Genomic DNA, 12912 nt, shown 5'->3' on the forward strand with positions numbered 1-12912 from the left:
GAAGCAGGCGGAGCATCGACACGCGAGGGCCTCGAGCGCATCCCGCAGGGACGCCTCGAGCGTGCGCAGCGCCGACGCCACGGCGTCCGCCTCGACATGGCTCCCTCCCCGAAGCACCTCGGCGAGATCGGACAGGTCCTCGCGCCGAAGCGCCCCTGAGGCCTCCGGGAAAGCGGAAACATCGGTGATCGGGCCCCAACTGGACTTCTTGTCCTGCGTGGGGTAAGGCTGTGTAAAGGACGCTGGGAGTGTGGCCCGATGCTTGAGATGAAGAGGAACCCCCACACGCGACCGAACTTCTGCTGCTTTCTCGTCGTCGCCGCCACCCTCGCTGCGGGGGCGGGATGCACCGCTCCCGAGCGGCGTTTCTCAAACAGCGGCGCGGGTGGCGGAACGGGCGGCGGTCCGATCGATGCGCAGGGCGGCGGGGGTGCCGGCGCGTCCGGCGGCGGGGGCGAGGGCCGCGGGGGCGCGTCCGGCGGTGGGGGCGCGTCCGGCGGTGGGGGCGGTGGCGGCGGGGGTGATCCTGGATGCCAGATCCCGCCAGACAGCCCCACGCTCGCCGACGCCATCATGGTGGCTGCGGGCGGCAGCCATACGTGCGCGATCCGGCATGACGGCTCTCTCACCTGCTGGGGGGACAACTCGTTCGGCCAGCTGGGTGTTCCGCAGGCGATGGCGGTCTCCTCGAGCACGCCGGTGAGAGTGCATTTTCCCGCGTCGCTCGGCGCGGCGACGATCACGCAAGTCGCGCTGACCGAGCAGGCGACCTTCGCGATCGACAGCCAGCTCCGACTCTGGGCCTGGGGAAACAACGAGACCGGCATCCTCGCGAACGGCTCCAAGGACTCGATGGCCCACGACGCCCCGGCGATCGTCAATGACGGTACGGCCCCGTTGCTCGTGCGCAAGATCGCGCCGGAGTGGTACTCGGCGTGCGCGCTCACCTCGACCAGCAGCATCTACTGCTGGGGGTCCAACCTGTTCTCGAGCCTCGGGCCGGAGGCGACCGGCGAGGAGAGCCTCGTCCCGGTGAAAGCGTTCAACTTCACCGCGACGGCCGGTCCGAGGGCCATCCTCGCGCGGGGCATCGGCTCGATAGGCAGCTGCTTCTCGACCGGGGCGGCGGAAGACGGGCTGCGTTGCTGGGGCGCGATGGGCGGCGGGTATATCCTCACGAACACGCCCGCCGGCTCCGAGGGCGGCGCGAACTACAGCGCGCACACGCCGCTCATCGCGGCGGGAGCGACGCTGCCCTTCTCCGAGATCTCCTACGGCACGAACTTCGGCTGTGCGCGCGACGACGTGGGAGGCCTCTTCTGCTGGGGGACGAACAACAGCTCAGGTCAGCACGGCGCCGAGGCTCCCCCGGCCGGAACGGCGGCCGCGATCCCGGGTGTCTGGGGTCCGATGTCCACCGGCTACGTCTTCGTCTGCGCGATCGACGACCAGAGGCAGCTCCGCTGCCGTGGCAGCAACGAGCAAGGGCAGCTCGGTCGCAGCACGCCGACGAGGGCCGATAACACGCGAATGGAACCCGTCGTGCTCGGCGACGGCACCGCGCTCGCCAAGGTCGTCGCGGTGAGCGCCGGCTTCTTCCACACGTGCGCGATCGTCGAGGGGGCGTGCGGCCCCACGGGCCCTGGCCAGGTCCTGTGCTGGGGCAGAGGCACCCTGGGTCAGCTCGGCGACGGCGCCGGGGCGAGCTCCGCGATCCCCGTCGAGGTGAAGGCGCCCTGACGGACGAGCCAACGGCTTCCGACATGTGTCACCCAAGCTCCCGGTCAATCCAGGTGCTACCCAGGCTGCCGATCTGAACCGTTACCAGGCCACCGGTCCGTACCCTACCCAAGGAGCGGCCGGAACACGTCGGGCAGGACACCTCGATCCGCGGCGCGCCGGAGCGCGTCGCGGCACGCGGCGCACGCCGGCGCGTGCTCGCGGTAGCTCGGCGTGAGGCCGTCCGTGCGGAAGATGCCGGCAGCCGCGGCTTCCGTGTCCGGGTGCACGTGGAATTGGACCGGCACGCCGAGCGCATACAGGGGCGAGCCGTCGCTCCGCAGCACGTAAAGAGAGTAGGGCGTGTCATCGCCCGTGCGCCACCGATCGATGGAGAAGAGATACGGCGCCTCGCCCGCGGCGTCGGCGTGCCGGCGAAGAAAGCACACGTCGCCCGCATACGAGACGAGCTCGTCGAGGTCCGTCGCCACCGAGACGGGGATCGGGTGCTCGATCCATCGCTCGAGCGCGAGCCACACGGCCCCGAGGACCGCCGGGTCGGCCGCGGCGTGCTCGTCTACCACGAACGCGCGGTCCACGGCGCTCGCCTCCGAGGGACCGCGCACGCCGTAGAGCGAGGCCAGCGCCGAGAGCGCGATCTCGGCGTCGAGCGGCGCGCCGCCTCGCTCCTGGTCGCACGCCGCCGCGAAGGCCGCGGCGTCGATCTGGGACGCGAGGCCCGCGCGGCGCAGGCTCTCGAGCGCTTCCTCGGGGCGGAGGGGGGTCGTCATGTGCTCATGTCATCCAGCCATGTCCTCCGTCCAATGCCGCCGCGGGATCGCGGCGCATCTCCGAGGCACCCTCGTTGGATGATGCACGATCCCGCCATGGAAAGATACTCCCGCGCCGGCCCGGGTCCGCTCAGGGCTGCAGCGCTCTCCGGTGGATCTCCAGGAGGCGTCCCTCGGGAGCGCCTGAAGCTCGGCGAACGGCGCCGGCGTCCAGCCGAACGGTCTGAGGCTGAGTGCATCGATCGTCCACTTCGCCGCCCCAGGTTCTTCTGTGAATCGATGCCTCGAGGACCCGCTCAAGGGCAAGTCGAACCTGGCCTTTTTGTTCTGTAGAGGTGGCTGTCCTTCAGGCGTCCGGCGACCCTTGCTGGACTGATGTCCCGAACCTATCGAAGGCTATCGATGTCCTCGACAAATGGGCGATCTCGAAGCTCGCAGGTGGCGCCGCAGCCAGGTTCGGACGGAGGGCGCGCCGTGAATCGACGAATCGTCCACGTCATCATGCCCCTTGGCTGGGCCCGTGGTCAGCCCGCGAGGAGCGATTCAATGGATATCTAGCTCGGTGATGAGGTGATGCTATCCTTCTTGATGCGCTCGATCCGCCCGCTTCTCCTGCGCGTTTTGCTCCTGCTCGGCGGGATTCTCCTCGCCTTGCTTCTGCTCGGCGGCTATCCACGGAGCGCGACCACCGGTGCCAGCGAGGATGTCGCGCCCACGCGCGGGCTCGACGAGATCCGCTATCTGGCGCTCGGCGACTCCTTCACGGCAGGGACCGGGAACCCGCCGTCCGACGCGTTCCCCTCGCGACTCGCTGACCTCTGGCGCGCGCAGGGCCGCCAGGTGACCCTCAAGAACGTGGCGGTCAACGGCTACACCACCGAGGACGTGCAAGAGCGGGAGATCCCGGAGGTGGCGCCATTCCGCCCCACGTTGGTGACGCTCGCGGTGGGCGCCAACGACTACGTGCGTCGCTGGAGCGCGGACGTCTACCGTTCGCGCGTGCGGGTGCTCCTCCGAGCGATCATCGACGCCGGCGTCGCGCCGGATCGGATCGTGGCGCTCCCGCAGCCCGATTGGTCGCTCTCTCCGGCCGCCGCTTCGTTCGGAGATCCGCGGCAGATCGGCGCGGACATCGTCGCCTTCAACACCATTCTGCGCGACGAGGCAGGAGCCGCCGGCGCGCGCTACGTGGACCTGTACCCGCTCATGCACAAGCAGGCGGAGGCGAAGATGCTCGCCAGCGACGGCCTGCACCCCTCGGCGCGCGCGCACGCCGAGTGGGCGGCGGCGCTCCACGAACAAGTAGATCCCTGAGGTTTCGGGCCGCTACTTCTCCTCGTTCTTCTCGTGGTTCACCATGTCGAGGAGCTGCCCCGCGACGGTCTCGTCCACCCGGAGCGGCATGACCCCGAAGCTCGCTGCCACCGCGTCCTGCTCGAACAAGAAGCGCCGCAGCACCTCGCTCGAATACTCCTCGAGCGGCAGCGCGTACGCCCCGTACGGCGTGCCGTCGAGCGCCAGCGCGTGGTGCGCCCGTGCGTTGACGCCACGGAAGCTGTGGCACTTGACGCACCCTTGTTCGCCGATCAGCGCCTCGCGCAGCCCGCCGGAGAGCGAGCGGAGCGGCGCGAGCGGATCGCTCTCTACCCAGTGAAAGCTCGCCGCACCGAGCCCAAATGCGGCGTAGGTCTTGTTCCCCAGGTCCGCGGGCAGCGGCGTCCGGAAGTGCAGGAACGCGCCGAGCGGCCGGATCATCATTGGCATTGGCTCCTCGCCCTCGATCCACGAGTAGGCGCGCTTCAGCCGGTAGAAATCGACGAAGCGGTAGAGATTGTCATCGTCGTCGAGTCCGACCACGATGACCGCCTGCGCCTTCTTCAGCACCTCGCGCGGGAAGTACTGTTGCTCGCCCCGAAGGTTCGAGACCACCAGCCAGTCCCCCTCGCCCACCTCGGACTTCGGCCGCTCGGCCAGGTAGGCGAGCAGATCGATGGCCTGATAGGTCTTGCCGGGCAAGGGGTAGCGCTCGAGCCCCCCCTTGCCGAAAAGGGCGCTTATCGTCTCCTGCAGCGCGACGTCAACCGGGTAGGTGGTGATGGCCCGGGGATCCTTGCGGAGCTCCGACAGGTCGAGCGGCGGCTGTGCACCCCAGCGGCGGAGCACGCCGAAGGGGTTGTCGATGGGGAGGTCCTTCGGGCCCGAGGCGACGAAGGGGAACACCAGATCGCCGACCATGTCTCCCCTTCCGCCCCAGTGCAGGATGCTGTGCGCGTCGCGCCTGGGGACGACGAAGTAGTCGATGTCGCGCGCGCCCGCATTCTGGAGCGCGCGCGCGAAGGGGCGAGCGAGACGCGCCCAGCCAATGTCGTCCTCCGCGCCGAACAGCATCAAGAACGGTGGCGCATCGGACCGCGCGTACGTGATGGGCGACGACTCCCTGCGATCTTCGACCGAGTCCGCGAAGAACGCCGCGTCGGGGTGCCCCTCGAGCGCCGCCTCGCCCAGGTCGTAGGTGCCGCGCAACAGGATGACGCCATCGACGCGCTTGGGATCCATGCCGGCCCCCTCGAGGAGCCGCCGATCGAGCGCAAGGAGGGACGCCATCCACGCGCCGACGCCGCGACCGACGAGGACCACGCGCGTCGGGTTGCGCGCGCTGGTGACCTCTTGCAAGACCCGGGCGACGTCCGCCGCGCACGCGCGCAGCGTGTAGCCGGTGTGGATGTTGAACGAGACGGCGGCGGCGGCGACCCCGTTTCGCTGCAGGGAGTCGCCGACATTCGCAGCGAAGGCGAGTCGCTCGTCGGGCTGCGAGGGCTCGTTCCCCTGCAAGAGGACGACCAGCGGGCCGCGCTTGCTCGCGCGCGGCGGCGCGTAGAGATCGACGCTGACGTTCAGCCCATCAGGCCCCTTCCGCTGCATCCAGGCATACGTCACCGTGGCGACGGAGCGGGCTCCAGCTCCTGCGCGCCGCTTGAGGAGATGTGTGCCGAGGACGATGAGCACGGCGAGGAGGCCGACGCCCACCCATTGCCACGTTCGACCCAGCCATTGTCGCGTTCGACCCAGCCATTGTCGCGTTCGAATACCCAACATGCATCCGCTCTTGTGCCCGACGTCGAGCGCGTCAAGCCAGAGCGCCGTCGGTCGCCTCCCAGCGACACAGAGATGACCAGCGCAAAAGAACGCGATTTCGAGAGGGGACAGCTGTACAAGCTGGGCATCGACCGCGTGATCCCAACGCCCTTCGACATCTCGAGACCGGCAACAGGACGGTCTACGTCAAGGGCGTCTGGCTCCGCCTGCGGATCGACCTGTTCGTCGCGGGCGAGCTCCACATCTTCGGGCTTGAAGCCCTCGCGGCCCGCCGGCCATCGGCGCGCGCGTAGTTACCCGCTCTGGTCAAGACCCAGACGCACCATCGAGCACCTCGATGGCGCGCGGCTCGGCAATCCTCGTGAATACGGTCGACCGCAAGCGCGGTATCGTGGATTACTCTGACACGTCGATCAAGGTGTCGATCGTGAATGTCGCCGGCTGCGCCGCCTTCGACGGAACCCCGGGGCCCTCGTGGAGTACCTTGATGATGAAGGCTGCGATGGTCGCCCCACGCCGTCGTCAGCGTGTGCTCCCTCCGTCTCGTGGAGCGCCGCGGGCGGAAAGGCGCGCAGCTGCCATGTGCAGCAAGCTCTCTTTTCCCTTTTTCAGAACGAAGGCGCGCTGCCCGTCCGCTCGGCAAGCTTTGGCGCCGGGGCGGCTCGCCGCGGCAGCGCTGGCCCCCTCAGGGCTGCAGCGCTCTGCAGTGGATCTCCAGGACCCGGATCTTCCCCTCGACCGTGTCGTAGCGGAGATCCAGCCCCGTCAGCACCTGCTGGGCCGGGCAGCTCAGGGTCACGTTGTTCCCGGAGTACCCGATCGCATAGCTCGTGCGGGAAGACGAGGCGAGGTCGAGGGCCGTATTGGCCGCGTTCCTGGGAGCGTAGTTGATGCGCACGTCCTTCACATAGGTGTTGGCGAGGTCCACCTTGAGCTGCAGACCCGTGGGGTAGTTGGCGACCGGGATGGCGGTGCCGAGCGCGCCGGCGCGGAAGCCGCCCGGCCACGAGAAGATGGTCTCCGCGTCGATCGCGCCGGTCCGCGGGAGATTGGGCAGCAGGAGGTCGAACTCCCGGCACACGCCGGACATCCTGGCGATGAACTCGTCAGGCTCGACGAGGGGCTCCTGGAACGCGCTGAGGTCGGTCAACATGAACCCAGCGCCATCATCGATGTGGCAGTGAATGTACTGCCAGGCCGAGAGGTTGGCGTTCAGGCCCGAGTCCCAGCGCTCGCTGACCGCGGCGTTGCTGACGGTCCAGGTCTCCGAGAGGGACGGGGCGTCCTCCATGAGCTCAGGGTCGGCCGCCTCGACGGCGCAGCCGGCGGCGAACAGGGCGACGAGAGGGAACGCAGAGCGAACGATGCGCATGACGAGTTCTCCTGAGCTCTCTTGAGCTCTCTTGTGGTCGAAGCGGAGGCGGCCAGCCGCGCAGCGGCCTGGAGCGGCGCGGCCGCAGCGGCGCCTCGCACCGGAGCCCCATCGCAAGCGCCTTGCCAGCGCGCGGCGCCGGCGGCCTCGCGATGCCCGCCGAGGGCCATGCTCACCGATCACCTGGGAGCGACGCGCAGCCGACGCGCCCCTCGCCACGCTCACGGCAGGACAGCTCCGCGCCTCGCAGGCGCCCCGCCTGCCACATGCCGGCTGTCCCCTGTCACACCGCCCCTGTGACACCCTGTGGCAGCGGCCGTGTCAGCGCGCCGCCCGCGTCAGGCCGCGGCGCTCACGACACCACCCGGCGCAGCGCGCCGCCCTCGCCCCGGAGCGGCGCGCGGTCCCCCTCCCCGGCGTCCCCCTCCCCGGCCTCCCCGGTGAGCCCCTCGGCGAACGCGTCGGTCACGAACACGCCCGCCCCTGTCGCGGCGGGCGCCCAGCCGCGCAGCGCCTCGGGCTCGGCCGCGTGCAGCGCGAGGCGCGGGAGGACCTCGGGGCTCGCGCCGGCCCGCGCGCCGAGCTCCGCCCAGAGCTCGAGGGCCCAGCCGAGCGCCCGCTCCGGCGCGCGATCGTACGGCGCGGGCAGCGCCGCCAGCAGCGCGTCGGCGCTCTCGACAACGAGCGTCGCCCCGAGCCCGACGAGCGCCGCGCGCGCCGCCTGGACCAGGCGCTCCACGTCGGCGAGCGCCTCGTCGCCGGCCTCGTCCGGCGCCGAGAGCCGGGCCTCGACGAGCAGCGCGGCGCACGGCCCCCGCGGCGCGCAGTGCCCCTGCGCGCAGGCGCCCGCGAGGCGAGCGTCGACCGGCGAGCGCGCCGCGGGCGCCACGGTCTGGCGGCCCGTCTGGCGGCCCGGCGCGCCGACCGCCCGGCGCAGGGCGGCGAGCAGCTCGGGCACGCCCGCGTACCGGTCCGCCGGCTCCTTGGCGAGGCAGCGGCGCACCACCGCGCCGAACGCCGCCGACACGGGCGCGCGGTCGCTCGGGCAGGGCGGCGGCGCGCGCAGGTGCATCTCCTCGGTCTCGACCGCATCGGCGCCCTGGAACGGCAGCTCGCCCGTCACGAGCTGGTAGGCGAGCAGGCCCACCGCGTAGATGTCCGTGCGCGCGTCCACCGCGCCGCCGAGGATCTGCTCCGGGGCCATCGTGAGCGGCGTGCCGAGGATCAGGCTGCTGCTCTTGGCGCCGCGCGCGCGATCGACGTCGCGCGGGCGGAGGAGCTTGGCGATGCCGAAGTCGACCAGCTTCACGCCCGGCGCGCCGAGCCCGCCCCCGCCAGGGCAGACCATGACGTTCTGGGCCTTCACGTCGCGGTGCACGACGCCGATCGCGTGCGCGGCGGCGAGCGCGCCGCCGACCTCCTCGAGCAGGGCGACCGCCTCGGGCGGCGAGAAGGCGCCCCGCGCGCTCAGCTCCGCCGCGAGGCTCCGGCCCTCGACCCACTCCATCGCGATGTACGGCCGCCCGTCGTCCAGGGCGCCCACGCCGCGGACCTCGACGATCGCCGGGTGCTTGAGCCGCGCGAGCACCTCCGCCTCCCGCTGGAAGCGCCGGAGGATCGCCGGCAGGAGCGACAGGCCGCGGCGGAGGACCTTCAGGGCGACCGGCGCGCCGCCCCCGACCGGGACGGCGCGGTGCACGACGCCGAAGCCGCCTCCGAGCCGCACGCCGTCGAGCACGTAACCCCCGACCACCGCGCCGGCGGGGAGCGCGTCGCCGGCGGCGCTCGCCTCGAGCTCCAGCGGTCGGCCCGAGATGACGGCTGTCTCGTCCTGGTTGGGCTCGGCAGGCGTCCGCATGGCACCTACCCCAGTATACTCGCGCCCCATGCGCTGCTCCGAGTGCCATCGCCGCCTCCCAGCGCGGGCCGGCGCCGCGTGCCCGGCGCACCCTCTGGCCTCATCGCCGGTGACGAGCGCCGACGAGCGCGAGCACGAGGCGCTCGAGCAGGATCCGCCGCCGCTGGTGCCCGGGCTCCTCGTCGAAGGGTTCCGTGTCGAGCGGCTGCTCGGGCAAGGTGGGTTCGCGCGCGTCTACGCGGCGACGCGCGAGGGCGACGGCCGCACCGTCGCGCTCAAGGTGGCGCGCCGGCAAGACGACGGCCGGATCGAGCGGGAGGCCGCGGCGCTCGCCCGCCTCGCGCCGCCGCTGGTCCCCGCGCTGCTCGGCCGCGGGCGCTCGGGGGAGCTCGGCCCGTTCCTCGTGCTGGAGCGGCTCGAGGGCAGCTCGCTCGCGCGCTGCCTCGCGGACCTGCCGGGCACCGGCGCGATGCCGATCGAGCAGGCGTCGGCGATCGCGCGCGCGCTCTCGATCGCGCTGGACGCGGCGCACGACGCCGGGCTTGTGCACCGCGATCTCAAGCCCGAGAACGTGTGGCTGCGGCCGGGCGGGGAGGTCGCGCTGATCGACTTCGGATTGGCCGCGCAGGCGCGCGCCGGCGGCGATGCGCGCGCGGCGCTCGGCCCCGACCTGACGCAGACCGGGGCGATCCTTGGGACGGCGGCGTACATGGCGCCGGAGCAGTGCCTCGGCGCGCGCGCCGTCGACGCGCGCGCCGACATCTACGCGCTCGGCGCGATGATCTTCGAGCTGCTCACCGGCCGGCCGCCGTTCGTCGGCGAGGCGGCCGAGGTGCGGCAGGCCCACGTGTCACGCCGCCCCGACCCGCCGTCGTCGCTCGCGCAGCTGCCGGAGGGCGCCGACGAGGCGGTCCTCCGCTGCCTCGCGAAGGAACCCGAGGCCCGCCCGGCCCGCGCAAGCGACGTGGCGCGCGCGCTCGCGGCGTCGCTGGAAGCGCGCGTCGCCCCGTCCCGAGGGCGCGCGGCTTCCTCCGGCGCGCCCGCTCCCACCACCGACCCGCGCCGGGCGGTGGCGCTGCTCGCCCTGCGCACGCGGGAGCGCGCGGACGCGCTCGTCGACATCGCCCGCGCCGAAGGCGGCATCCTGGCGCGCTTTCGCGGGGAGCGCATGGTGCTCGCCTTCCCCGCCGCCGACGCACCAGGCGACGGCGTGCGCGCGGCGGAGCGGGTGGCCCAGCGCCTCGCCGCGGCCGGCGCAGCGGAGCCACCCCTCGTCGTCCACCTGGCTCCGCTCCGGGTGCGCGAGGGCACGCACGGCGTCACGCTCGCAGGCGCTGCGCTCGAGGACGCGGAGACCTGGGGGGCCGGCCCGGGCGACGCGGACGCCATGCCGCAGGCGATCCTCACGGCCGAAGCGCGGCGCGCGCTCGCGGACGGCCTGCGCGATACCCCGCCCTCACCGCGCCACGCGCCCCCCGACGAGCCCGGCGAGACCGCCCTGCGCGGCCGCGACGCGGCGCTCTGCGCGGCCCTCGCCGCGGCGCAGGAGGCGCTCGCCGGCGGCGGGCCGGCGCTCGTCACCGCGCTCGGCGCGGAAGGGCACGGAAAGAGCCGGTTCCTCGGGGCGCTCGCGGCGGCGCTCCACGCCGGCGGCGCGGCCGTGCACGCCGCGGCGGCGCTCCGGCCAGAGGCGGCCGAGCACGGCGCGACGCTCGTCGCGCTCCTGCGCGCGGCCCTGGATCTGCCGGCCAGCGGCGAGCGCGACGCGAGCGCCCGGGAGGCGCTCGTCCAGCGGCTCGGCGCGGCGGAGGCCGCGCGCGCCTGGCCGGCCGTCGGGCTCGCCCTTGGGCGGCTCGCCCCGGGAGACCCGGCCGCCGCGCCGCTGCTCGGGGCGCCGGGCGCGCGCCGCCACGCCGAGGCCCGCGCGCTCGCGGCCGCCCTCGCGGCCGCCGCGCCGCTCGCGCTGCTGCTCGACGACGCCGACCTCGCCGACGCGTCCGCGCTCGACGCGATCGAGCTCGCCACGGCCGAGGGCAGCGCGGCGCGCCTCGCGATCGTGCTCGCCGCGCGGCCGTCGATCGCGTCGCTCCGTCCGGCGCTCGGGGAGCGCGCCGCCCGCCGCGTGGCGCTCGACCTCGGCCCGCTCGACGCCGACGCCGCGGGCGCGCTGCTCCAGGACCGCCTCCGCCCCGTCGAGTTCGTCCCCCGCGCCGTGCTCGATCGCCTCCACGCGCTGGCGCGCGGCGTCCCGCGCGACCTCGTCGAGGTGGCGTGCGCCCTGCGCGTCGGCGGCGCGATCCAGCGCGCCCGGGGCGGCGAGGGCTGGACGCTCGCGCCGCACGAGCTGCTCTCCCTGTCGGCCGCGCCGCTCGGCGAGCGCCTCGCCGAGCGCGCGCTCGCGGCCCTGCCGCCGCCGCTCGTGGACCTGCTCGAGCGCGCGGCGATCCTCGGCGACGACCTCTCCCCGGCCGAGCTCGAGGCCGCCCTGCGGGCGCTGGATCGCGCCACCGACGCGCCGCCGCCGGCCGGCGCGCTGGACCCGGGCGTCGGCCTCGCGCGCCTCGCCAGGGCCGGCGTGCTCGTCGCGCGCTCGGCGTCGCCGCCGCGCTACGCCTTCCGGCACCCGCTCCTGCGCGAGGCCGTCGAGGCGCGCATCCCGCCCGCCCGCCGCCGCGCGCTGCACGCCGCCGTCCTCCAGGGCCTCCTTGGCGCGCCGCGCGCCGCGGGGGCGCGCGCCCGGATCGCCCGCCACGCGGCCGCCGCGGGAGACCTGGCCGCGGCGGCGGCGGCGCACGCCGAGCTCGCGGACGAGGCGCTCGCCCGGCACGACGTCGTCGAGGCCGAGCAGCGCTTCACCGCGGCCCTGCGCCTCGCCGGCCTCCTCGAGCGCGACGACCCCGGGGCCCGCGCCCGCGCGCTCGCGGGCCGAGGCCGCGCGCGCTACCGCCTGCAGCGCTTCGAGGAGTCGCTCGCCGATCTGCGCGCCGCCCGCGCGCTGGCCGAGGCCGCGGGCGACCGGGCCCGCGCGGCCGAGCTCCTCCTCGAGGAGGCGACCGCGCTCGACTGGCTCGAGGACTTCCCCGCCTCCGCGGCGATCGCGGCGCGCGCCGCCGAGCTCTGCGCCGGCCTCGGCGACGCCCGCCTCGACGCGCGCTGCCTGCTCGCGGGCGGCCGCTCGGACTGCCGCGACCAGCGGGTCGACGAGGGGATCCCCAAGCTGGAGCGGGCCGCCCGCGGCGCGCTCGCCGTCGGCGACCACGAGGCGCACGTCATCGCCCGGCTGGTGCTCGTCGCGTCGCTCTCGATGGCCCGCCGGCTCGACGAGGCCGAGCGCCACGCCGAGGCCGTCGTCGAGGCCTGCCTGCGCGCCGGCGACGTCTTTCACCTGTGCACCGCGTACATCAACCGCGTCTTCATGTGGGTGAAGCGGCGGGAGGAAGGGCGCGCGGTCGCGGACCAGCGGGAGGCCGTCCGCCTCGCCCGCGAGCTCGGCCACGCCCAGCTCGAGCGCTGGGCCACGCTGAACCTGGCGGAGCTGCGGTACTGGCTGGGCGCGCCGGACGAGGCCCTCCCGCTCGCGCGCCGCAGCCTCGACCTCCAGCGGCGTTATTTCAACCAGCGCCCTTCGCCGGACGACGTCCTCCTCCTCGCCCGCATCCACGTCGCCCGGGGCGAGCACGACGAGGCGGCCCGCCACCTGGCCGAAGCCCGCGCGAGCCTCCCCGAACCCGACCTCACCCCTTGCGCCCGGACGCTGGCACGCCTGGTGCAGCAGGCTCTGGACGACCGGGCGGCCGGTCGGTTCGACGCTGCGGCATGGCGCGCGCTCGTGGACGAGGCGCGGCAGACCGCGATCCTTCACGAGCACGCCGAGGCGCTTCACAGCGCGGCCCTCTCGGCCCTCCGGGCGGGCGCCGCCGGCGAGGCGCTGGCGCTCGTGCGGGACGCAAGGGCGATCTCGGCGGGCTTCTGGGAGCAGCGGTTCGACGAGATCGAGCGCGCGCTCCTCTCGCCGGGATAGAGCGGCGAAGCGTGAACCGACGATCCGGCTCGCCAGCACGAGAAAGGAACCTGAC

The 12912-nt window shown here is 73.8% G+C and carries 7 protein-coding genes; 3 read left to right on the forward strand and 4 right to left on the reverse strand.

Annotated elements, in window-relative coordinates; genetic code table 11:
• Positions 1-258 precede the first annotated feature (258 nt).
• Positions 259-1740, forward strand: a complete 1482-nt coding sequence (locus tag WMF39_RS25070; RefSeq protein ID WP_437739002.1) for an RCC1 domain-containing protein — start codon at positions 259-261, stop codon at positions 1738-1740.
• 104 nt (positions 1741-1844) lie between these two features.
• On the opposite strand, the gene WMF39_RS25075 is transcribed toward WMF39_RS25070, so the two are convergent.
• Positions 1845-2510 (reverse strand): hypothetical protein, encoded by a 666-nt coding sequence (locus WMF39_RS25075; RefSeq protein ID WP_437739003.1) that lies wholly within the window; start codon positions 2508-2510, stop codon positions 1845-1847.
• Between the two features lie 573 nt (positions 2511-3083).
• Here WMF39_RS25075 and WMF39_RS25080 point away from each other — a divergent pair.
• Complete coding sequence (locus WMF39_RS25080) at positions 3084-3824, forward strand: SGNH/GDSL hydrolase family protein (RefSeq protein ID WP_437748027.1); 741 nt, start codon at positions 3084-3086, stop codon at positions 3822-3824.
• Between the two features lie 12 nt (positions 3825-3836).
• Here WMF39_RS25080 and WMF39_RS25085 read toward each other — a convergent pair whose 3' ends face one another.
• The 3 genes from WMF39_RS25085 to WMF39_RS25095 form a co-directional block, all read right to left on the reverse strand.
• A complete protein-coding gene (locus WMF39_RS25085; RefSeq protein WP_437739004.1) occupies positions 3837-5537 on the reverse strand; it encodes an alpha/beta hydrolase family protein in 1701 nt (566 codons plus the stop codon).
• Positions 5538-6291: 754 nt separating this feature from the next.
• A complete protein-coding gene (locus WMF39_RS25090) occupies positions 6292-6978 on the reverse strand; it encodes a hypothetical protein (RefSeq protein ID WP_437739005.1) in 687 nt (228 codons plus the stop codon).
• A gap of 352 nt (positions 6979-7330) precedes the next feature.
• Positions 7331-8836: a serine/threonine-protein kinase gene (locus tag WMF39_RS25095; RefSeq protein WP_437739006.1), complete on the reverse strand. Its 1506-nt coding sequence runs from the start codon at positions 8834-8836 to the stop codon at positions 7331-7333.
• A gap of 28 nt (positions 8837-8864) precedes the next feature.
• Here WMF39_RS25095 and WMF39_RS25100 point away from each other — a divergent pair, with 28 nt between their 5' ends.
• Entirely contained in the window at positions 8865-12857 is a 3993-nt protein-coding gene (locus WMF39_RS25100) for a protein kinase domain-containing protein (RefSeq protein ID WP_437739007.1), read from the forward strand.
• The last annotated feature ends 55 nt before the right edge of the window (positions 12858-12912 follow it).

It is taken from the genome of Sorangium sp. So ce1504 (assembly GCF_051521635.1).
Lineage (GTDB): Bacteria > Myxococcota_A > Polyangia > Polyangiales > Polyangiaceae > Sorangium > Sorangium cellulosum_B.